The sequence below is a fragment of the Streptomyces sp. NPDC030143 genome (genome assembly GCF_055573695.1).
Map to the genome: position 1 here is coordinate 197,640 of NZ_JBVIAY010000009.1, position 19,192 is coordinate 216,831.

At 74.1% G+C, this 19,192-nt stretch carries 20 protein-coding genes and 1 pseudogene; 13 read left to right on the forward strand and 8 right to left on the reverse strand.

Annotation, left to right across the window (positions count from 1 at the left end; translation table 11 throughout):
- Positions 1–137: 137 nt before the first annotated feature.
- Together ACZ4YY_RS18220 and ACZ4YY_RS18225 are read left to right on the forward strand one after the other, a co-directional pair.
- Complete coding sequence (locus tag ACZ4YY_RS18220) at positions 138–1,112, forward strand: fibronectin type III domain-containing protein (protein ID WP_468290666.1); 975 nt, start codon at positions 138–140, stop codon at positions 1,110–1,112.
- A gap of 153 nt (positions 1,113–1,265) precedes the next feature.
- Entirely contained in the window at positions 1,266–1,805 is a 540-nt protein-coding gene (locus ACZ4YY_RS18225) for a hypothetical protein (RefSeq protein ID WP_468290669.1), read from the forward strand.
- Here ACZ4YY_RS18225 and ACZ4YY_RS18230 read toward each other — a convergent pair.
- From ACZ4YY_RS18230 to ACZ4YY_RS18245, 4 genes are all read right to left on the reverse strand, one after another.
- Entirely contained in the window at positions 1,753–2,364 is a 612-nt protein-coding gene (locus ACZ4YY_RS18230; RefSeq protein WP_468290672.1) for a PadR family transcriptional regulator, read from the reverse strand. The genes ACZ4YY_RS18225 and ACZ4YY_RS18230 overlap by 53 nt on opposite strands.
- 416 nt (positions 2,365–2,780) lie before the next feature.
- The gene (locus tag ACZ4YY_RS18235; RefSeq protein WP_468290675.1) at positions 2,781–4,796 is read right to left on the reverse strand and encodes an NADPH-dependent 2,4-dienoyl-CoA reductase; all 2,016 of its coding nucleotides are present in this window, start codon (positions 4,794–4,796) and stop codon (positions 2,781–2,783) included.
- 99 nt (positions 4,797–4,895) lie between these two features.
- Entirely contained in the window at positions 4,896–5,264 is a 369-nt protein-coding gene (locus ACZ4YY_RS18240) for a hypothetical protein (protein ID WP_468290677.1), read from the reverse strand.
- 212 nt (positions 5,265–5,476) lie between these two features.
- Positions 5,477–6,361: a hypothetical protein gene (locus ACZ4YY_RS18245; protein WP_468290680.1), complete on the reverse strand. Its 885-nt coding sequence runs from the start codon at positions 6,359–6,361 to the stop codon at positions 5,477–5,479.
- On the opposite strand from ACZ4YY_RS18245, the gene ACZ4YY_RS18250 reads away from it, so the two are divergent.
- Positions 6,360–6,563, forward strand: coding sequence for a hypothetical protein (locus ACZ4YY_RS18250; RefSeq protein ID WP_468290958.1), 204 nt, complete (start codon positions 6,360–6,362; stop codon positions 6,561–6,563). The genes ACZ4YY_RS18245 and ACZ4YY_RS18250 overlap by 2 nt on opposite strands.
- A 169-nt stretch (positions 6,564–6,732) precedes the next feature.
- Here ACZ4YY_RS18250 and ACZ4YY_RS18255 read toward each other — a convergent pair whose 3' ends face one another.
- The gene (locus ACZ4YY_RS18255; protein WP_468290683.1) at positions 6,733–7,548 is read right to left on the reverse strand and encodes a putative protein N(5)-glutamine methyltransferase; all 816 of its coding nucleotides are present in this window, start codon (positions 7,546–7,548) and stop codon (positions 6,733–6,735) included.
- Positions 7,549–7,849: 301 nt separating this feature from the next.
- On the opposite strand from ACZ4YY_RS18255, the gene ACZ4YY_RS18260 reads away from it, so the two are divergent.
- Positions 7,850–8,254, forward strand: a complete 405-nt coding sequence (locus tag ACZ4YY_RS18260; RefSeq protein WP_468290940.1) for a MarR family winged helix-turn-helix transcriptional regulator — start codon at positions 7,850–7,852, stop codon at positions 8,252–8,254.
- Positions 8,255–8,382: 128 nt separating this feature from the next.
- Here the strand turns inward: ACZ4YY_RS18260 and ACZ4YY_RS18265 are convergent, their stop codons facing one another.
- Positions 8,383–9,306 (reverse strand): NADP-dependent oxidoreductase, encoded by a 924-nt coding sequence (locus ACZ4YY_RS18265; protein ID WP_468290686.1) that lies wholly within the window; start codon positions 9,304–9,306, stop codon positions 8,383–8,385.
- Positions 9,307–9,506: 200 nt separating this feature from the next.
- On the opposite strand from ACZ4YY_RS18265, the gene ACZ4YY_RS18270 reads away from it, so the two are divergent.
- The 6 genes from ACZ4YY_RS18270 to ACZ4YY_RS18295 all read left to right on the forward strand — a co-directional run bounded on the left by ACZ4YY_RS18270 (position 9,507) and on the right by ACZ4YY_RS18295 (position 14,894).
- Complete coding sequence (locus ACZ4YY_RS18270) at positions 9,507–10,112, forward strand: sulfite oxidase-like oxidoreductase (RefSeq protein ID WP_468290689.1); 606 nt, start codon at positions 9,507–9,509, stop codon at positions 10,110–10,112.
- Entirely contained in the window at positions 10,105–10,875 is a 771-nt protein-coding gene (locus tag ACZ4YY_RS18275) for a ferredoxin reductase (RefSeq protein WP_468290692.1), read from the forward strand. Before ACZ4YY_RS18270 ends, ACZ4YY_RS18275 begins: the two co-directional genes overlap by 8 nt.
- Positions 10,876–10,991: 116 nt before the next feature.
- Positions 10,992–11,576, forward strand: coding sequence for an Rv1733c family protein (locus ACZ4YY_RS18280; RefSeq protein ID WP_468290695.1), 585 nt, complete (start codon positions 10,992–10,994; stop codon positions 11,574–11,576).
- A gap of 156 nt (positions 11,577–11,732) precedes the next feature.
- The gene (locus tag ACZ4YY_RS18285) at positions 11,733–12,701 is read left to right on the forward strand and encodes an acetylxylan esterase (protein WP_468290698.1); all 969 of its coding nucleotides are present in this window, start codon (positions 11,733–11,735) and stop codon (positions 12,699–12,701) included.
- Positions 12,702–12,822: 121 nt separating this feature from the next.
- Complete coding sequence (locus tag ACZ4YY_RS18290) at positions 12,823–13,989, forward strand: serine hydrolase domain-containing protein (protein ID WP_468290701.1); 1,167 nt, start codon at positions 12,823–12,825, stop codon at positions 13,987–13,989.
- 122 nt (positions 13,990–14,111) lie between these two features.
- The gene (locus tag ACZ4YY_RS18295; protein WP_468290704.1) at positions 14,112–14,894 is read left to right on the forward strand and encodes a GntR family transcriptional regulator; all 783 of its coding nucleotides are present in this window, start codon (positions 14,112–14,114) and stop codon (positions 14,892–14,894) included.
- A gap of 184 nt (positions 14,895–15,078) precedes the next feature.
- On the opposite strand, the pseudogene ACZ4YY_RS18300 reads toward ACZ4YY_RS18295, so the two are convergent.
- Together ACZ4YY_RS18300 and ACZ4YY_RS18305 are read right to left on the reverse strand one after the other, a co-directional pair.
- A pseudogene (locus ACZ4YY_RS18300) lies at positions 15,079–15,803 on the reverse strand (class I SAM-dependent methyltransferase).
- Between the two features lie 5 nt (positions 15,804–15,808).
- Positions 15,809–16,387, reverse strand: a complete 579-nt coding sequence (locus ACZ4YY_RS18305) for a PadR family transcriptional regulator (protein WP_468290706.1) — start codon at positions 16,385–16,387, stop codon at positions 15,809–15,811.
- A 70-nt stretch (positions 16,388–16,457) separates the two neighbouring features.
- Here ACZ4YY_RS18305 and ACZ4YY_RS18310 point away from each other — a divergent pair, with 70 nt between their 5' ends.
- From ACZ4YY_RS18310 to rho, 3 genes are all read left to right on the forward strand, one after another.
- A complete protein-coding gene (locus ACZ4YY_RS18310; RefSeq protein ID WP_468290709.1) occupies positions 16,458–16,856 on the forward strand; it encodes a nuclear transport factor 2 family protein in 399 nt (132 codons plus the stop codon).
- Between the two features lie 34 nt (positions 16,857–16,890).
- A complete protein-coding gene (locus ACZ4YY_RS18315) occupies positions 16,891–17,436 on the forward strand; it encodes an AAA family ATPase (protein ID WP_468290943.1) in 546 nt (181 codons plus the stop codon).
- A gap of 575 nt (positions 17,437–18,011) precedes the next feature.
- On the forward strand, positions 18,012–19,151 hold the full coding sequence (gene rho, locus ACZ4YY_RS18320; protein ID WP_468290712.1) for a transcription termination factor Rho: 1,140 nt from the start codon (positions 18,012–18,014) through the stop codon (positions 19,149–19,151).
- Positions 19,152–19,192: the final 41 nt, after the last annotated feature.

Genomic DNA, 19,192 nt, shown 5'->3' on the forward strand with positions numbered 1-19,192 from the left:
AGTTCGGGCGTGAGGACACCCAGCATACGGAACGCCCCGGACCGCCCGCCCGTCCCGCCGGCCCTCTTGATGTGCTCGCAACACCGCGCCATATTGGTCCGGACCATTGCAGCCGTGCCGGGCCGGGAGGCGAAGCCGTGCGACGCGTTGTGCTGTGCTCAGCGGTGCTGTCCCTGTGCTGCGGGTGCGCGGCGGCGGCCGACGGCGGGGACGGCGACGGGCACGCGCCCGGCGCCCCGACGGGCGTCACCGCGGCGGCCGGCAGCGCGACCAGCGTGCACGTCATGTGGAACGCGCCGGCGGCGAGCCCCGCCGTCAGCGCCTACGAGGTCTACCGGGACGGCGAGAAGGCCGGCACCGTGCCCGCCTCCGCGCACATGCTGGACGTCACCCGTCTCACGCCGTCCACGACGTACGTCTTCACCGTGCGCGCCCGCGACGGCGAGGGCCGGCTCGGAGCGAGCGGCCGGGAGGTGCGGGCGACGACACCGGCGGTGCTCGCGGCGGACCGCTCTGCACCGACCCGGCCGGGCGGCCTCACCGGGCGCGCGGCCGGGAGCCGGGCGGTCCGGCTGTCCTGGTCGGCCGCCGCGGACGACCGCGCGGTGGTGTCGTACGACGTCTACCGGGGCGGGACGAAGATCCACAGTGTCGGCGGAGGGCAGACGGCGACGGTCGTCACCGGGCTGCGGCCCGGCACCCGGTACTCGTTCACCGTGCGGGCGCGGGACGCGGCCGACAACCTCTCGCCCGCCGGGCCGCCCGTGCGGCTCACCACCCCGCCGGGCGGCGGGGACGGCCGGGACACCGCACCGTCGGGGTTCCGCGCCGCGGTGCGTCCGGCCGACGGGGCGTACCACGTCGACCTGACCTGGGTGCCGCCGCAGGTGGACGGCGTGGTCACGGAGTACCAGATCCAGCTCGACGGGCAGCCCGCCACCTCGCTCGTGTGGGGCGGGACCCCGCCGCGCGGCACGGCCGCCTACAGCTTCTCCGTGGGACGGGAGGCGGGGGTCATCCACCGGGTGCGGCTGCGGGCGCGGCTGCCGGACGGGACGTGGGGGGCGTTCTCGGCGGAGCGGACGGTGACGACGGGCCCCCGGCGAGGTTGACCCGTCCGGCGGAATCCGTCACCTGGCCGGGGGCGACCGGAGTGCGCGGCGGGCCCGGAGGACGTTGGCTGCCCCTGAGGCAGCACGGGCGTACCCGATCCTCGGCGGCGCAAGGGATGTACCGCCAACCGTGCCGCCGCCGGAGGACATCCGATGCGCACTTCCCGCCTTATCCCCCGTGCCGGACTGGCCGTGGCAGCCGCCGCCACGCTGCCGCTCGCACTGACCGCCCAGCCCGCCGCCGCCAAGGTCTCGGGCATCTCCGTGAGCACGACCGGTTCCACGGTGTCCGTGGTGACGAGCGCCTGCACCCAGATCAACGGCAGCTGGGGCACGGCGGCCCTGCTCAGCGGCGGCCAGGCCAACTTCGCCCAGGGCCGTCAGGTGGCCCTGTCGGGCACGACGGTCAGCCAGTCCGCGGCCTGGTCGGGCGTCAGCCCCGGCACCTACACGGTCGTCGTCATGTGCTCCAGCGGCACCACCGCGGGCACCCAGTCCGTGATCGTGTCCGGCGCGCCCACGCCGACGGTCTCCCCCACGGCCTCGCCCTCACGCGGCGTCATGGGCGGCGCGGGCGGCGCGATCCGCGACTACGGCACGGTCACCCTGGTGGTGGGCGGGGCGCTGGTGGGTTCGGGCGTCATCGCGGCGGCCTGGTTCCTGCGCCGCCGCTCGAAGCCGTACCGGTTCTAGGGCGAGGGTCGGAAGTCCCGTCTGCGGCCGGTCCCGGCAGCTCCCGAAGGGCTTCGGTCAGCCACTGCGTCCAGAACGTCTCCAGCTCGATGCCCGCGCGCAGGACCAGGTGTTGCAGCCTGGCCTGCGCGCTGTCGTCGCCGGGCGGGAAGTCGCGCTTCTCGATCTCCTGGTACTCGGCCAGCTGCCGCCGGTGCAGGTCGAGATGGCGGCGCAGGTCGGCCTCCAGGCCGGCGGTGCCGACGACGGCCGCGGCCCGCAGGCGCAGCAGCAGAGCGTCGCGGTGCGGCTTGGGGTCCTGCGCCGCGGCCGTCCACCGCTCCAGTTCGGCGCGGCCCGCGGGCAGGACCTCGTAGCTCTTCTTCTGGCCGCGGGCCGGCTGCTCGGCGGGCAGCGCGCGGATGTGTCCCTCCGCCTCCAGCCTTCCCAGCTCGCGGTAGATCTGCTGGTGCGTCGCCGACCAGAAGTAGCCGATCGACTTGTCGAACCGGCGGGTCAGATCCAGCCCCGACGACGGCTTCTCGAGCAGGGCGACGAGGATCGCGTGCGGGAGTGACATGGCCTCATCCTAGGGACGGCGCCCTGGACCCGTCGTTCGGATCAGGTCGCGGGGGCGGCGGCGGTGCTGTCCGGTGCCGGGGGGCGGGGCCCGGTGCGTGGGGCTGACAGGCCGGAGGGGGTGCCGACGCGCCGGGGAGGGCCCGCGCGAGGCTGTTCGCTCGGGGGCGGTCGGCAGCCGACGACTCCGGTGCGGTGCGTCGCAAGGCACCGGACCATGCGGCCTGATCAGGCGCTCATCGTGCAAGGACCCCTCAGAGCTCCGAACGAAGGGGAGGCCGATCAGGTCGCGGCGTCCGGTGCGTGCGATCGCACGGCGCCGGAAGCTCCTCGTAGCGGAGCTACCAGGGGCTTCCGGCAACGCGGCGAGCGTGCGTGCCGGGCGTCGCGAGCCGGACTCCCCTTCTGCTCGGATCTCTAGAGCTCGGCCGCGACCTCGGTGCCCTGCTTGACGGCCCGCTTGGCGTCCAGCTCGGCGGCGACGTCCGCACCACCGATCAGGTGCGCGTTCACGCCGGCGGCGAGCAGCTCCTCGTACAGGTCGCGGCGCGGTTCCTGGCCGGTGCACAGCACGATGGTGTCCACCTCCAGGACGGTGCTCTCCTCGCCGACGGTGACGTGCAGTCCGGCGTCGTCGATCCGGTCGTAGCGCACGCCCGGGACCATCGTGACGCCCCGGTGCTTGAGCTCGGTGCGGTGGATCCAGCCGGTGGTCTTGCCGAGGCCGGCGCCGACCTTGTCGGCCTTGCGCTGGAGCAGGTGGACGGTGCGCGGCGGCGCGGGCCGCTCCGGCGCGGCGAGACCGCCGGCGCCCCGGTAGTCCATGTCGACGCCCCAGTGGCGGAAGTACGTCGCCGGGTCCTCGCTCGCCTTGTCGCCGCCGTCGGTGAGGTACTCGGCGACGTCGAAGCCGATGCCGCCCGCGCCGAGGATCGCGACGCGGTCACCGACCGGGGCGCCGCCCTGCAGGACGTCGAGGTAGCCGACGACGCTGGGGTGGTCGACGCCGGGGATGTCGGGGGTGCGGGGTGTGACGCCGGTGGCGACGACCACCTCGTCGTAGCCGGCGACGTCCGCCGCCCGCACGGGCGTGTTCAGCCGTACATCCACGCCGTGCGCGTCGAGCTGGTGGCGGAAGTAGCGCAGTGTCTCGTCGAACTCCTGCTTGCCGGGGACCCTGCGGGCGACGTTGAGCTGGCCGCCGATCTCGCTCGCGGCGTCGAAGAGGGTGACGTCGTGGCCGCGTTCGGCCGCGCTCACGGCGCAGGCGAGGCCCGCCGGGCCCGCGCCCACGACCGCCACCCGCTTGCGGCGGCGCGTCGGCGACAGCACCAGCTCGGTCTCGTGGCAGGCGCGCGGGTTGACCAGGCAGGAGGTGATCCGCCCGCTGAAGGTGTGGTCGAGGCAGGCCTGGTTGCAGCCGATGCAGGTGTTGATGGCCTCGGGCGTGCCGGCGGCGGCCTTGTTCACGAAGTCGGGGTCGGCGAGCATCGGGCGGGCCATCGAGACCATGTCCGCGCAGCCGTCGGCGAGCAGTTGCTCGGCGAGTTCGGGGGTGTTGATGCGGTTGGTGGTGACGAGCGGGACGGACACCGCGCCCATGAGCATCTTCGTCACCCAGGTGTAGGCGCCGCGCGGGACGGAGGTGGCGATGGTGGGGATGCGGGCCTCGTGCCAGCCGATGCCGGTGTTGATGATCGTCGCTCCGGCCTCCTCGACCGCCTTCGCGAGGGTGACCACCTCTTCCAGCGTGGACCCGCCGGGCACGAGGTCCAGCATCGACAGCCGGTAGACGACGATGAACTCCTCGCCGACCGCCTCGCGCACGCGTCGCACGATCTCCACCGGGAAGCGCATGCGGTTCTCGTAGGAGCCGCCCCAGCGGTCGGTGCGGTGGTTGGTCCCGGCGGCGATGAACTCGTTGATCAGGTAGCCCTCGGAGCCCATGATCTCGACGCCGTCGTAGCCGGCCCGCTGCGCGAGGCGGGCGGCGCGGGCGTAGTCGTCGATGGTGCGTTCGACGTCGGCGTCGGTGAGTTCCCGGGGCGTGAAGGGGCTGATGGGGGCCTGGAGGGGGCTGGGGGCGACCAGGTCGGGGTGGTAGGCGTAGCGGCCGAAGTGCAGGATCTGCAGGGCGATGCGGCCGCCCTCGCGGTGCACGGCCTCGGTGATCACCCGGTGCTGGTCGGCCTCGGCGTCCGTGGTCAGCCGGGCGCCGCCCTCGGCCGGCCGGCCCTCGTCGTTGGGGGCGATGCCGCCGGTGACGATGAGGCCCACTCCCCCGCGGGCGCGGGCGGCGTAGAACTCCGCCATGCGCGCGAAGCCGCCTTCGGCCTCCTCCAGGCCCACGTGCATCGAGCCCATGAGGACGCGGTTGGGCAGCGTGGTGAAACCCAGGTCGAGCGGGCTCAGCAGGTGGGGGTAACGGCTCATGGCAGGCCTCCGTGCGCGGTGTCGTCCCCAGTAGTTCTAGAGGACCGCGCACGGGTTATGCAACTAGTTGCACAAAGGCCTGGGTGATTGTGCCGCAGGTCACCGGCTTTCGAGCAGGACGTGCAGCTCACGCTCCTGGTCCCCGGAGGCCGAGGAGAGGTCGCGCACCGTGAACATCGAGTCCAGCGTCTTGCGCAGCCGGTCGATCGCCCAGTAGCCGCCCTGCGCGTCGGCCTCGACGGAGGCCGAGAGCCGGGCCGGGGCGGGGTGCTCGCGGGTGTCGGTGACCTCGAAGGTGCCGAGCCACACCATCGGGCGCGTCTCGTGCAGTTGCTCGGGCACGTCCTCGGCGCACCGGTCGGACTCGAAGCAGGCGCACAGCGCGTCGAAGACGATCCGGGCGTCTTCCTTGGTGCAGCCGCTGATCTCGACCGAGACGGACTCCTCGTGCGGTCGCTCACGGTCCATCGTGATCGCTCCTCTCGTGGCAGTGACGCGCTACCGCGGGTTCCCCGCGAACCGCGTCACATCCCAAGAAAAGCACCACTTCCCGGGCGGGACCAGCGCCGAGCGGACGCCGGCGAACCGCCCGGCACCGACTCCGCCGGCGGGCGGGAACAGGGCGCCTCCCGCGGTCTCGCCCACCGGGTGGGATCCGGCGTCGGGGGCCGGGGCGGGGATCAGGCCCGGGTGAAGCGGTACGTCCTGCTGTCGGTCAGGACGCAGAAGCCGGGTGACAGGACGATCACCCGCAGGGTGTCGGTGCGGCGGTCGTAGTCGACGCCCTCCGTCTCGAAGGTGCCCGAGCAGCCGCTGCGCAGGGGGAGCTGACGTAGGGCCGTGACCCGGCCCGCGACGTCGGAGGTGCCGTTCGGCTCCGCCGACAGGTCGATCCGCAGGAGCGGCTTGGTGATGCCGAAGAGGGTGCCCGCCGGGTCGTCGGAGGAGCACAGCAGCGTCGTCGGGCCGGTGAAGTCGCAGCCCTGCACGTCCCGCACGGGGCGGTCGAGGCGCACGGTGGCGACCTGGGGGAGGTTCGCGGAGGGCGAGGTGTCCGGGTTGACGCCGGGGGTCGGGAAGACGAGCAGCCGGGTCATGGTGCCCCACTCGCCGGCCAGCATCCACCGACCTCCCGGCGTGATGGCCACCCAGGAGTTGTTGAGGGCCTCGCCGGGGCTCAGGGCGTGGACGTACTCCGACCAGGCGCCGCCGGGTGCCTGCACCCGGAACATCTTCGCGGCGCCCGCATCGCGCTGGTAGGGCTCGACGTAGTGGCCGTCGTAGGAGGCGTCGGGGTCTCCGACGTGGTTCCAGCCGCGCATGCTCACGCCGAGGGGGACGGTGCCGATGCCCGTGTAGCGGTTGGGGCTGTTGACCGGCACCTCGACGGAGGCCAGGCCCTGGCTCTCGGTGAGCGGTTCGGCGCGGTCGGAGCCGGCCTCGGCCCAGGTGTCGGCGGCCGCGGCGGGCGGCGCGGCGGCGAGGGCGGCGGCAGCCGCGGTGGCCAGGGCGACCAGGGCGGTGCGGACCGGGTGACGGCGTCCGCGGGCGGGGCGCAGGGGCATGGGTCTCCTCGGGGGGGCGGGTGCGCGCTCGGCGGACAGTGTGGCCGCGTTTGATGGTCATGTACAGACCAATCTCACCCTGCTCGACGACCCGTCGCGCCCGCCGGAGGAACTCTGCGACCTGCTCCCGCGGGCGCTGCACCACCCCGACAACCACGACGACGTGGCGCTGCTCGTCGCCCGGGCCCGGACACGGGACTGAGCCGCCCGCCCCGCGCACGACCCCGGGGCCGCGCCCCCATCAGGGAACCGAGCCCAGCCACACCACGGAGCCGGGGCCTTGCCCAACCGCACCTGGAAGCAGGGCCTTGCCCAACCGGCACCACAAAGCAGGGCCTTGCGCTCCCCCGCGCGTTGCTCCGCCGCGCCCGCTACTCCTTCGGCTTCGTCCCGATCACCACATGGGCGCAGAGCTCGTCGTCGACGGCCACACGCGGTGTCAGGCCGCCCCGGGCGAGGGCCTCGACGGCGGCCGTGGCCTGGTGCTCACCGGTCTCGACCAGCAGACAGCCGCCGGGCGCCAGCCAGTGGGCCGCCTCGTCGGCGACCCGGCGCAGCACGTCGAGCCCGTCGCCACCGCCGTCGAGGGCGGTGAGCGGCTCGTGGTCGCGCGCCTCCGCCGGAAGCAGCGGGACGTCACCGGTGGGCACGTACGGCACGTTCGCGGCGAGGATGTCGACGCCGCCGCGCAGCCGCTCGGGCAGCGCCTCGAACAGGTCGCCTCGGTACGCATGGCCTCCGTGGGCGGCGACGTTGCGACGGGCGCAGCGCACGGCCGCCGGGTCGATGTCGGCGACGTGCAGTTCGGCCGGCGCGAGGGCGGCGGCCAGGGCCGCACCGACCGCGCCCGAACCGCAGCACAGGTCGACGACGACGGACGCGTGCGGGACCCGCCGCAGGGCCTGGGCGACGAGGAACTCGGTACGGCGGCGGGGCACGAAGACACCGGGTTCGACGAGGATCCGCAGTCCGTGGAACTCTGCCCAGCCGACGACGAGTTCGAGCGGGAGGCCGGACACGCGGCGCTCCACCATGGCGGACAGCTCGTCGGGGGTGCGGGCGGTGGTGAGGAGCAACTCCGCCTCATCCTCGGCGAAGACGCAGCCCGCGCCGCGCAGGGCGGTCACGACGGCGGCTCGGGTGAGGGGCGAAGGGGACGGGGAGGACGACGAGGACAGTGGGGGCATGAAGCCGAGAGCCTTTCGACAGTCGAAGGGCGCTCTCGCGGTCGCCTAGAGGTGGCGGTCCGCGTCCTGAGGTGAGAGCACCCGGCCTGACACAGCGGTAATGGGTCTCACCTCCCGGTCCTTGCACGGCTGGGTCCGTCCACAGCCGGACGGTCACCATACCCCAACGCCCGGACGGTGCAGGCGTTCACGGTCGAGCCCCCTTCCGGTTGTACTCTACAACCAGGCGAGTGCGGGAGGACCGGTGGGAGCGACGGACGGCACGGACGGCACGGACGCCGTGGAGACCATTCAGCGCGAGATGACGGCTTTCGCGCGTCGCGCCCGTGCCTCGGCGGGCCGTCTGCACCCCGAGCTGTCGCTGGTGTCGTACACCCTGCTCGGTCACCTGGAGGAGCGTGACGGCTGCCGGGCCACCGACCTGGCCGCTCACTACGCCCTGGACAAGTCCACGGTGAGCCGTCAGGTGTCGGCGCTGGAGCGGGCCGCGCTGATCGAACGGCGTCAGGACCCGGCGGACCACCGGGTCCAGGTCCTCCACCTCACCCGGGCCGGCCGCCGCCTGCTCGCCCAGGTCACCGAGCGCCGCCGCGCGGCCTTCAGGGAGCGTCTCGCCGCGTGGCCGCGGGAGGACCTGGAGCGGTTCGCGGCGTACCTGGTGAGGTACAACGCCTGGACCGGGGACGGCGCTTCGGACACCGGCTGACGGGGCCGTCCCCTGCACCGCAGGAGCGGCCCCGCCCCGCTACGGAACCGGCACCACCGCCCGCTCCGACGCCCGCGCCGCCGGGAACGCCGTCCCGCTCCGCGGCGTCCCGCGCACGTGGCGACCGCTCATGGCGCGCCGCCGACCTCGATCACGACCTTGCCGCGGGCGTGCCCCTCCTCCACCGCGCGCAGGGCCGCGCCGGCCCTGTCCAGCGGATAGGTGCGGGTGACGTGCGGGTCCAGGTCGCCGCGGACGACCAGGTCGGCGACCGCGCGCAGCACCTCCGCGGTGCGGGCGCGGGCGACGCGGGCGCCGCCGAGGCGCTCGACCTCCTCGGGCGGGGCCGCGGCGGTGATCAGTTTCGTGCGGTCGGCGAGCAGGCCGGCCGCCTCGTGCAGGACCTCGCCGCCCACCAGGTCGTAGACGCCGTCCGGGCCCGTCGTGCGGGCGCGGTCCGCCCAGCCGGTGCCGGAGGCGACGTGCACCACGCCCAGCGACTCCAGGAGGTCCTTCTTGCCCTCGCTCGCCACGCCGACGACCCGCAGCCCCCGCGCGCGGCCCATCTGCACGGCGGCCACCCCGACCCCGCCGCCGGCGCCGGTGACCAGCAGGGTCGCCCCGGCGGGCAGGCCGAGCTGGCGGACGCCGTCGTAGGCGGTCGCCGCCGCCACCGGCAGGGTGGCGGCGTCGGCGAAGGAGACGGCGGCCGGCTTGTGCGCGGTGACGCCGGCGGCCAGCAGCGCGTACTCGGCGTAGCCGCCCCCGACCGCGCTGCCGAACACCTCGTCGCCGGGTGCGAAGCCGGTGACGCCCTCGCCGGTCTGCTCGACGACCCCGGCGACCTCGCTGCCGAACACGGCGGGGAACACACGGTCGCCGGTCTCGCCGGGGCGTCGGTAGCCCGAGCGCAGCTTCCAGTCGACGGGGTTCACGCCCGCCGCGCGCACCGCGACGAGGACCTCGCCGGGGCCCGGACGGGGCCGGTCCAGATCCACGAGCGCCTCGGTCTCCGGGCCGCCGTACCGTGTGAAGACGTACGCCTTCGGCATGTGCTCCCACTCCTTCGCTGCGATCGGACCACGAGGTCCGGGACGTCAGCTGCAAGGGTGATCGCCGGGCCCGCTATTCCCGCGGCGCGCGGGGAGTTCAGCCGCGCTGCACGATCGGCCGGGCGGCCCGGGAGCGGGGCGCCGCCGACATGCACGTACGGTGAACGCGTACACGACCGTCGCCCTCCCGCTGGAACCGCATGAACATCACCCGAGGCTTCACCGGACGCCCCCGCGTCCACAACCCGGGGCTGCCCCCGGGGCAGTACGACGCGGGCGACGACTGGCCCGTGCTGTCCGCCGAGGTCACCCCCGACCTGGCGCCCGCCGACTGGACCTTCCGGATCGACGGCCTGGTGGACGCGCCCCGCACCTGGACCTGGGAGCAGGCGCACGAGCTGCCCGCCTGCGCCTACGAGGGCGACATCCACTGCGTGACCGGCTGGTCGAGGTTCGGCGTGCGGTTCGGCGGTGTGTCGCTCGACGCGTTCCTGGACGCGGTGGGGCCGCAGGCCCGCGCAACCCACGCCGTCGCCTACGCGCACACCGGGTACACCACCAACCTGCCGCTCTCCGACCTCACCGGCGGCCGGGCGTGGATCGCCTTCACCTCCGAGGGGCTGCCGCTCGCCCAGGAGCACGGCGGTCCGGCGCGGCTGCTGGTGCCGCACCTGTACTTCTGGAAGAGCGCCAAGTGGATCGCGGGCCTGCGGCTGCTGGACCATGACGAACCGGGCTTCTGGGAGCAGAACGGCTACCACGCGCGGGGCAACCCCTGGGAGGAGCAGAGGTACTCCGGTGACTGAGACGGCCTCGACCGGGAGGTTCACTCCCGCGACACGGTTCGCGGTGCCGGGGCGCATCGCCGTCAGCGACCGGGCCGCTTCGGTGTGGCAGACCGCCACGCTGACCGAGATCCGCCGGGAGACCCCGCGCGCGGCCACCTTCCGGTTCGCGGTGCCCGCGTGGGAGGGGCATCTGCCCGGGCAGCACCTGATGCTGCGGCTGACCGCCGGGGACGGCTACACGGCCCAGCGGCACTACTCGCTGGCGTCCGCGCCGGACGACTCCGGACACATCGAGCTCACCCTGGACCACGTCGGCGGCGGTGAGGTCTCCGGCTGGTTCCACACCGTCGCCGAGCCCGGTGACCGGGTCGAGGTGCGCGGGCCGCTCAGCGGCTTTTTCGCCTGGCCCGGCGACCGGCCCGCGCTGCTGGTCGGCGCCGGCTCCGGGGTCGTCCCGCTGATGTCGATGGTGCGCCACCACCGGGCACGCGGTCTCGACGTGCCGCTGCGGCTGCTGGTGTCGGCACGCGGCCCCGAGGACCTGATCTACGCCCGCGAGTACGGCGCGGAGACGACCGCGGTGTTCACCCGGCGCGCCCCGGCCGGGGTGCCCGTGGGCCGCCTCGCCGCCGGCCACCTCGCCCCGCTGCTCGCCGATCCCCCGGAGGGCGGCTGGGAGGCGTACGTGTGCGGTTCCAACGCCTTCGCCGAACACGCGTCCCGCCTGCTGGTGGCGGCGGGCCAGCCGGTGGACCGGATCCGCGTCGAGCGTTTCGGCTGACCCCTCCCCCCTCGCGGGGAACCCGCCGTTCCGAGCCCGCGCGGAGGAGCGATCTCGCCCGAAGCGGGTATTTCCTCCCCGTGGGCACTCGTCCGCGTGACGGCGAGGAGGTCGACATGCGTACCCGGGTGCGCGGCTGGCGCTGGCGGCGCAATCCGTTGCGGCGCCGGGCGGACGTCGTGGAGGCGTGGGCGGTGCTGGTGGTCGCCGTGCTGCTGCTGGTGGGCGCGCCGCTGGCGGGAGCCCTGGCCGGCCGCTGGGCGCACGCCGACGCACGGGCGGTCGCTGCCGAGCAGCGGGCGGAGCGGCAGCGTGTCCGCGCCGAGGTCGTCGGCCAGCCGCCGAGCGGCCTGCCCGCGACGCACACCGGCCGGGAGCACACCTTCCGGGTGACCGTGCGCTGGACGGAGCCCGGCGAGCGCACCCGGACGGCCACCGCGCGCGTTCCGGCCGGCACCGAGCGCGGCGAGGTGGTCGACGTGTGGTTCGACGCGCGCGGCCGCAGCGTCGCCCCGCCGCCCGACTCGACGGCGATCTGGCAGCACACCCTGACCATGGGGGTGGGCGTGGCCGGCGGCACGGCCGCCGCGGTGCTGCTCGGGCACGCCTGCGGGCGCAAGGTCGCGATGCGTCACCGGCTGACCGAGTGGGACCGCGCGTGGGCGCGCACGGAACCCGAGTGGAGCCGGCGCCGCGCTTAGAGCTCCGAACAAAAAGGGAGCCCGGCTCGCGACGCCCGGCACGCACGCTCGCCGGGCGTCGCGAGCGCGGGCCGGCACGGAGGGTCTGGCGAGCGCTCCCCCCGCCCACGTACGGTGTGATCATTCGTTCGGCCACTTTACAAAAGGCGGTTGTTCATGGCCCGGTTCGACCTGTCCCCCGAGGAGCTCCGCGAGTACCGCAGCGAGTCCGCCGAACCCGAGGACTTCGACGCGTTCTGGTCCAAGACCCTCCAGGAGGCCCGCGGGCACGAGCTGGACGCCCGCTTCGAGCCGGTCGACACGGGGCTGTCGACGGTGCGGGTGTTCGACGTGACGTTCGCGGGGTTCGGCGGTCACCCGGTCAAGGGCTGGCTGACGGTGCCCGCCGACGCCGAGGAGCCGTTGCCTCTGGTCGTGGAGTTCGTCGGGTACGGCGGGGGGCGCGGACTGTCGCACGAGCACCTGCTGTGGGCGTCGACGGGCCGTGCGCACTTCGTCATGGACACCCGCGGTCAGGGAAGCGGATGGGGCGGCGGGGGCGGCACCGCCGACCCGGTGGGCGGGGCGCCCTCGTTCCCCGGGTTCATGACGCGGGGCATCGACGCGCCCGAGCACTACTACTACCGCCGGGTGTTCACCGACGCGGTGCGCGCGGTGGAGGCCGCCCGTTCGCACCCGCTGACCGACGCCTCGCGCACCGTGGCCCTCGGGGGCAGCCAGGGCGGCGGCATCACGCTCGCGGTGGGCGGGCTGGTGCCGGACCTGGCGGCGATCGCCCCGGACGTGCCGTTCCTGTGCGACTTCCCCCGCGCGGCGACACTGACGGACCGTCACCCCTACCGTGAGATCGGCCTGTTCCTCAAGACGCACCGGGGCCGTACGCAGGACGCGCTGCGCACCCTGTCGTACTTCGACGGCGTGCACTTCGCCGCACGCGGCTCGGCGCCCGCCCTGTTCTCGACGGCCCTGGAGGACCAGACCTGCCCGCCGTCGACGGTGTTCGCCGCCTTCAACGCCTGGGCGCACGACGACAAGGAGATCGAGGTGTACGAGTTCAACGACCACGAGGGCGGCGGCCCCTACCAGGAGGCGGCCAAGGTGCGCTGGCTGCGGTCGTACGCCTGACGGCCAGGCGCCGTCGCGGCGCCCCCGCCCGCGACCTTCCTTCCGATCCGACCAGTCGGTATGTTCGAGGAGCCCGGGCGGCATCCCCGCGGCCCGGGGTCCGGCGGATCACGGAGGGCCCATGTCCGAGCACGTGCCAGAGGTTCACGGTCACTGCGACGCCCGTTTCGCCGGGGTGCGCGCCGCGTTCGAGGAGAACTTCCGCGACCGGGGCGAACTGGGCGCCGCGGTGGCCGTCACGGTCGACGGTGTGATCGTGGCCGACCTGTGGGGCGGCTGGGCGGACGCGGCGCGCACCCGCGCGTGGGAGCGGGACACGGTGGTCAACGTGTGGTCGACCTCGAAGGGGCCGACGGCGCTGTGCGCGCACATCCTGGCCGACCGGGGCCTGCTCGACCTCGACGCGCCGGTGGCCCGTTACTGGCCGGAGTTCGCGGCGGCGGGCAAAGAAGGCGTCCTCGTACGGCACCTGCTGTCGCACCGCGCGGGACTGTCGGGACTGCGCGAGCCGCACACCCTGGACCAGCTCTACGACTGGAAGCTGACGACCGCGCGTCTGGCCGCGACGCAACCCTGGTGGGAGCCCGGCACCCGGTCCGGCTATCACGCGCTCACCTACGGTTTCCTGGTCGGGGAGGTCGTACGGCGGGTCTCGGGGCTGCTGCCGGGGGCTTTCCTGGAGCGGGAGGTGACGGGGCCGCTCGGCGCGGACTTCACCATCGGACTCCCGGAGGAGGAGACGGGGCGGGTGGCCGAACTGGTGCATCCGCCGGCCGCCTCGCGCAGTGAACAGGGCGCAGCGTTCGCACAGTTGAGCCCCGCCGCGCTCGCCGCGCTGGCCAACCCGCTCACCGGCGCGGCCGAGGCCAACTCCCCCGGCTGGCGGGCCGCCGAGATCCCGGCGGCCAATGGTCACGGCACCGCGCGCGCCGTCGCCGCCCTCTACGGGATCTTCGCCGGGAGGGGCTCCCACGGTGGCCGTCGCGTGCTGTCGTCCGAGGCGGCGGAGCGGGTGCGCGAGGGGCAGGGCAGTTGCCGGGACCTGGTGCTGGGCGCCGCGCTGGGGCACGAGACGGAGATCGGCCTCGGCCTGTGGCTGAGCGGCCCGAACGGATCGTACGGGCCGAACCCGCGGGCTTTCGGACACGACGGCTTCGGCGGTTCTTGCGGCCTCGCCGACCCGGAGGCCGGGTTGTCCCTGGGGTACGTGATGAACCGCATGGGGCCGCACATCGCGGACGACCCTCGCAAGAAGGCCCTGGTGGAGGCCGTCTACAGCGCGCTGTGAAGGCGGGGCGGGCGGTCCGTTTCGGCCGATCGGGCCGCCCACCCTTCCCTGGTGGTTTAGACCAATGCTAGATCTGGTGGCTCACAACCCCGCTCGGCACGCACCCCCAGGAGGCGCGCGGCATGGCCCGCACCACCCCGCACGACGACCGGCCCCTCTACTGGCGCATCGCGAAGGAGTTGCTCGGCGAACTGCGCGACGGCACCATCCCGCCCGGTGAACGACTGCCCGGTGAGCGGCAGTTGGCGGAGCAGTTCGGCGTCAGCCGGGTGACCGTCCGGCAGGCGCTGGAGGTGCTGCGCCGCGACGGTCTGGTGGAGACCGACCGGCGGGGCACGCACGCGGCCCTGCGGGGGGTGCGGGCCGCCGCCGAGCCGACCCTCGCCTTCCCGGTCGGCGCCCGCGCCGCGGACGACCCGTCGGCGGTGAACCGGGCCGCGGTCGGCTGGGAGCCGCCCCCGCCGCGGCACGCCGAGGCGCTCGGGCTCGCCCCGCACCGCCCGACACTGGTCCACCGGTACGAGTCCACCGGGGCCGACGGACAGGGGCTGCGCACCGCCGTGACGTCCTTCTCCGCGGTCGCCCTCGCCGAGGTGCCGGAGCTCGCCCGCTACCGCGACCGCGCGGACACCGCCTGTTCGCCGCGTCTGCACCGGGCCTACGACTGGATGCGCCGGGCCGGTCTGACCCTCCACCACCGGGACCGCGTCACCCTCCTCGACGGCGCCCGGGCGCTGCGGGTGACCCGCCTCGTGCACGACCGGTACGCGCGGCCGCTGGAGATCACCGACCTGGTGATGGAGCCCCCACAGGAGTCCCTGGTCTACGCGTTCACGCTGCCGGCGGCCCATGAGCCGTGCCCCGTCGAGGACGCCGCGCGGCGGGTGCACAGCCGTGCGCTCTGAGCCGGTTCGCACACCCCGTCCACTGCCGCCGTCGGAGCCGTGTCAGCGCCGCCCGGCCGCTGAGGGCTCCTCGCACTGTGCCCGCCCGGGGCCGCGGCCTGATCAGACGTTCATGGTGCAAGGACCCCCGTCGCCGAGGGGGCACTGTCCTCCGCGCGCCGCCGCTTCCCCCGAACCGGCCCCCTCAGAGGGACTTGCGCGCCTCGACCAGCCGCACGCGGGGGCTTCCGTCGCTCCGGGTCCGAACTCGGGCAGGGCGCGCAGACCCACGTCGAATCCGGCCCGCTCCAGTTCCCGGCGCACCTCGCCGAGCCGGAAGGCCCGGTAGTACATCACGAACGGCGGCCGCCGCACGGCGTTGCGCGCCCGCATGACGGCGTCGAAGCCGAGGAGCATCCAGAAGGCGGGGGTGGAGGGGCGCGGCGGGGCGAGGACGGGGAAGGCGAAGCGGCCGCCCGGCCGCAGCGCCGTGTGCACCTGCGCGAAGAGGCCCGGCAGCTCGCGCGGAAGGAAGTGACCGAACGCGCCGAAGCTGACGGCGAGGTCGAAGGCGGCCGTGAACGGCAGGGCGCGGGCGTCCGCCCGCACCCAGGACACCCGCGGACCCGTCGGGTGCGGACGCGCGCGGGCCACGTCGAGCATGCCCGCGCTGAAGTCGACGCCGGTGACGCTGCGCCGGCACACCGTCGCCAGCGCGTCCACGCCGGCGCCCGTGCCGCAGCACAGATCGAGGCCGTCGTCGTGGGGTGCGCTCCCGCGCAGGGCCGAAGCCACCGCGTCCAGGACGGAGTCGGGCGTACGGAAGGGCGTGTGGTCGAACTTCGGCGCGAGCAGGTCGTAACCGCGCTCGACGGACGACAGGGCCTGAACGGCGAGTTCGCGCAGCGTGGGGCCTTCGGGACCGAACATCGGCGTCAGTCCATCCGCGCGGGGTGAGTGGAGGCGCGCCGCCGCAGCACCGCGAGGGCCCGCTCGCACCAGCGCACGTTCTCCCGCTCGAAGCCGAGACCGGCCATCAGGGTGAGATAGGGGCCGATCCGCCCCGCCTCGGCCAGGTAGGCCTCCTCGGTGCGGCCGTCGAGGAGCCGGTCGCGGACGCGCTCGTAGCGGGCGAGTTTGCCGCGCGCCCAGCTCATGCGCTCCTCGATCTGCGCGCGGGTCGCCTCCACATCCACGCCGTCCATGGCCTGGATCTTGATGAGGAGTTCGTCGCGGATCGCGGTGGGCCGTCGGGGCGGGGCTGCGGCGAAGTTGCGCAGGTCCTCCCGGCCGGCCTCGGTGAGCGTGAACATCCGCTTGTTGGGGCGGCGTTCCTGCTCCACCACGCGCGCCTCGATGAGTCCGTCCCCCGCGAGACGTTCCAGTTCGCGGTAGAGCTGCTGCGGGGTCGCGGGCCAGAAGTTCGCGAGGGAGACGTCGAAGACCTTGGACAGCTCGTAGCCGGAGGCCTCGCCCTCCAGGAGGGCGGCGAGGACGGCGTACTTGAGGGACATGTGGACATAGTAAGGGCTGGTGACTATTGTTATCGACACTTATTAAATTATTTGACTATGAGGTGATCCGATGCGCGCGTTCCGCGAGGCCGTCGAGGCCGGCGATCTCGACGCCGTCGAGGCCCTGTTGGCCGACGACGTCGTCTTCACCAGCCCCGTCGTCTTCAAGCCGTATCCGGGCAAGGCCATCACCGCGGCGATCCTGCGGGCGGTGACACAGGTCTTCGAAAACTTCCGCTACGAGCGGGAACTCTCCGGCGCCGACGGCCGCGACCACGCGCTGGTGTTCACCGCCCGGGTCGGCGACCGCGAGTTGAGCGGATGCGACTTCATCCACCTCGACGAGGCGGGTCTCATCGACGAGTTGACGGTGATGGTGCGGCCTCTGTCGGGCGCACTAGCCCTGGCCGAGGCGATGGGGGCGCGGTTCGAGGAGATCACGCGGGAGGCGCGGGCCGGGAGCGTCTGAAACCGCCACAGGCCCGGCACGGGCACCGGGTAGCCTGGCCGCCGTGCACACCGGTAGCGCCGACACCCGGCTCGTCGTCCTGCGCGGCAACTCCGCCTCCGGCAAGTCCTCCGTCGCGGCAGGGATCCGCGACCGGTTCGGGCGGGGCCTGGCGCTCGTGGGGCAGGACAACCTGCGCCGGATCGTCCTGCGGGAACGCGACCGGCCCGGCGGTGCGAACATCGGGCTGATCGACACCGTCGCCCGCTACGCCCTCGACTCCGGCTACCACGTGGTGGTCGAGGGCATCCTGTACGCCTCGCACTACGGCGAGATGCTCCGGCGGCTGTGCGCCGACCACCGCGGGCCGACCCACTGCTACTACCTGGACGTGCCGTTCGAGGAGACACTGCTGCGGCACGCCACCAAGCCGGACAACCCCGCCGTGGGCGAGCGGGAGTTGCGCGAGTGGTACCGCCCGCGCGATCTGCTGCCCGGCGGCGCGGAGACCGTCGTCGGCCCGCACAGCACACTGCAGGAGACGGTGGACCGCGTCCTGCGGGAAACGGGGCTGGAGGGGCTGCCCGCACGGGAGCACTGAGCGACGCCGCGAAGCGACGCCGGAGCGCGATCCGGAAGACGATCCCGCGGAGCGGCCCGGGGAAGCGACCCTCGCGGCGGCCTCGGGGAGCGGTCCCGGCAGCGGCCCCTCGAAACGGCCCTGAAAGGCCCTCCGGAGAGCAACCCGCCGCAACGGCCTCGGAGAACGACCCCGCGAGGCGACCCTCACAACGGCCCCGGGGAGCGGTCCCTCGCAGCGCGGGAAGCGGCCCCGGGAAGAAAGCCGCCGCCGCCGCCGTGTTCCCCCCGGCGAGTGCCTCCACGCCGTCCCCCTGGGCACGGCGGTAGGCGCGTGCTACGCTGCCGAAAGCATCTGTGTACGCCGCGTTGTCGGCGCCGATGCGGGTTCTCTCCCCCGGTTCGCTGATCCGCCCGCCGTTCCCCAGGCCGGTGTGCCAGCTCTTCCGCACCTCGCCCGAGCAGCGGTTCCCGCTGGATCCGGCGTGTCTCTCCCCGCCGCCACGGGCGCGCCTGCGCCCTCCCCTCGCGGCTGCTCCCCCTCCTTCCGCTCGTCCGCACGTCTCCTGCCCCTCGTCCTCGAAAGGACCGACCACCATGACCACCACGCTCGAACACCCGCCCGTCGGGCAGTCCCCCGCCCAGCTCGTCACCGGCGTCCTCGACCTCGACGGCCACGGGAAGGGGCTGCTGCGGGCCGAGCACTGCCACCCCGCCCCCACCGACCTCCAGGTCCCGCCCGCGCTCGTGCGCCGCCACGGACTGCGCAAGGGCGACTTCGTCGAAGGCGTCCGCGACGGCCGGCACGCACTCACCGACATCGCCCGCGTCAACGGCCGTACCCCCCGGGAGGCACGCGAGCGCCGCCACTTCCGCGACCTCACACCCCTGCACCCGCACGCACGGCTGCGCCTCGAACACCCGGCGGCCGGGCTCGCCGGACGTGTCACCGACCTGATCGCCCCCGTCGGCAAGGGCCAGCGCGGACTGGTCGTCGCCCCGCCCAAGACCGGCAAGACCGTGCTGCTCCAGCAGATCGCCGCGGCCGTCGCCGGCAACCACCCCGAGGCCCGGCTGATGGTGCTGCTGCTCGACGAACGCCCCGAGGAGGTCACCGAAATGCGGCGCTCCGTGCGCGGCGAGGTGTACGCCTCGACCTTCGACCGGTCGCCCAGGGAGCACATCGCCCTCGCCGACCTCGTCGTCGAACGGGCCAAACGGCTCGTCGAGGCGGGCGAGGACGTGGTGATCCTGCTCGACTCGCTGACCCGGCTGTGCCGGGCCCACAACAACGCGGCCGCCGCCGGGGGCCGCACCCTCAGCGGCGGTGTCGACGCCACCGCGCTGATCGGCCCGAAGCGCTTCTTCGGCGCCGCGCGGGCCGCCGAGGAGGGCGGTTCGCTCACGATCCTCGCCACCGCGCTGGTCGAAACCGGCTCCCGCGCCGACGACTTCTTCTTCGAGGAGCTGAAGGGCACCGGCAACATGGAGCTGCGCCTGGACCGCGAACCGGCCTCCCGCCGCGTCTTCCCGGCCCTCGACATCACCGCCTCCGGCACCCGCCGTGAGGAACTCCTCCTGACCCCGGCCGAGTTGACCGCCGTCCGCGGGCTGCGGCGGGCCCTGCGCACCCGGGACGGACAGGGGAACCTGGAGACACTCCTGGAGCGCCTGCGGGCCACACCGGACAACGCGACGTTCCTGCGCCGCGTCCAGCCGACGCTGCCGGCGACCTGACCCGCCGCAGACCCCGGGCACACGGGTCCGCATGCGGCATC

What these genes read in the sequence shown, in the direction of transcription:
- ACZ4YY_RS18225 (WP_468290669.1), top strand. Translation starts at nt 1,266, where the DNA reads ATGCGCACTTCCCGCCTTATCCCCCGTGCCGGACTGGCCGTGGCAGCC.
- ACZ4YY_RS18230 (WP_468290672.1), bottom strand. Translation starts at nt 2,364, where the DNA reads ATGTCACTCCCGCACGCGATCCTCGTCGCCCTGCTCGAGAAGCCGTCG.
- ACZ4YY_RS18235 (WP_468290675.1), bottom strand. Translation starts at nt 4,796, where the DNA reads ATGAGCCGTTACCCCCACCTGCTGAGCCCGCTCGACCTGGGTTTCACC.
- ACZ4YY_RS18240 (WP_468290677.1), bottom strand. Translation starts at nt 5,264, where the DNA reads ATGGACCGTGAGCGACCGCACGAGGAGTCCGTCTCGGTCGAGATCAGC.
- ACZ4YY_RS18250 (WP_468290958.1), top strand. Translation starts at nt 6,360, where the DNA reads ATGGGTCTCCTCGGGGGGGCGGGTGCGCGCTCGGCGGACAGTGTGGCC.
- ACZ4YY_RS18245 (WP_468290680.1), bottom strand. Translation starts at nt 6,361, where the DNA reads ATGCCCCTGCGCCCCGCCCGCGGACGCCGTCACCCGGTCCGCACCGCC.
- ACZ4YY_RS18255 (WP_468290683.1), bottom strand. Translation starts at nt 7,548, where the DNA reads ATGCCCCCACTGTCCTCGTCGTCCTCCCCGTCCCCTTCGCCCCTCACC.
- ACZ4YY_RS18260 (WP_468290940.1), top strand. Translation starts at nt 7,850, where the DNA reads ATGACGGCTTTCGCGCGTCGCGCCCGTGCCTCGGCGGGCCGTCTGCAC.
- ACZ4YY_RS18265 (WP_468290686.1), bottom strand. Translation starts at nt 9,306, where the DNA reads ATGCCGAAGGCGTACGTCTTCACACGGTACGGCGGCCCGGAGACCGAG.
- ACZ4YY_RS18270 (WP_468290689.1), top strand. Translation starts at nt 9,507, where the DNA reads ATGAACATCACCCGAGGCTTCACCGGACGCCCCCGCGTCCACAACCCG.
- ACZ4YY_RS18280 (WP_468290695.1), top strand. Translation starts at nt 10,992, where the DNA reads ATGCGTACCCGGGTGCGCGGCTGGCGCTGGCGGCGCAATCCGTTGCGG.
- ACZ4YY_RS18285 (WP_468290698.1), top strand. Translation starts at nt 11,733, where the DNA reads ATGGCCCGGTTCGACCTGTCCCCCGAGGAGCTCCGCGAGTACCGCAGC.
- ACZ4YY_RS18290 (WP_468290701.1), top strand. Translation starts at nt 12,823, where the DNA reads ATGTCCGAGCACGTGCCAGAGGTTCACGGTCACTGCGACGCCCGTTTC.
- ACZ4YY_RS18295 (WP_468290704.1), top strand. Translation starts at nt 14,112, where the DNA reads ATGGCCCGCACCACCCCGCACGACGACCGGCCCCTCTACTGGCGCATC.
- ACZ4YY_RS18305 (WP_468290706.1), bottom strand. Translation starts at nt 16,387, where the DNA reads ATGTCCCTCAAGTACGCCGTCCTCGCCGCCCTCCTGGAGGGCGAGGCC.
- ACZ4YY_RS18310 (WP_468290709.1), top strand. Translation starts at nt 16,458, where the DNA reads ATGCGCGCGTTCCGCGAGGCCGTCGAGGCCGGCGATCTCGACGCCGTC.
- rho (WP_468290712.1), top strand. Translation starts at nt 18,012, where the DNA reads ATGACCACCACGCTCGAACACCCGCCCGTCGGGCAGTCCCCCGCCCAG.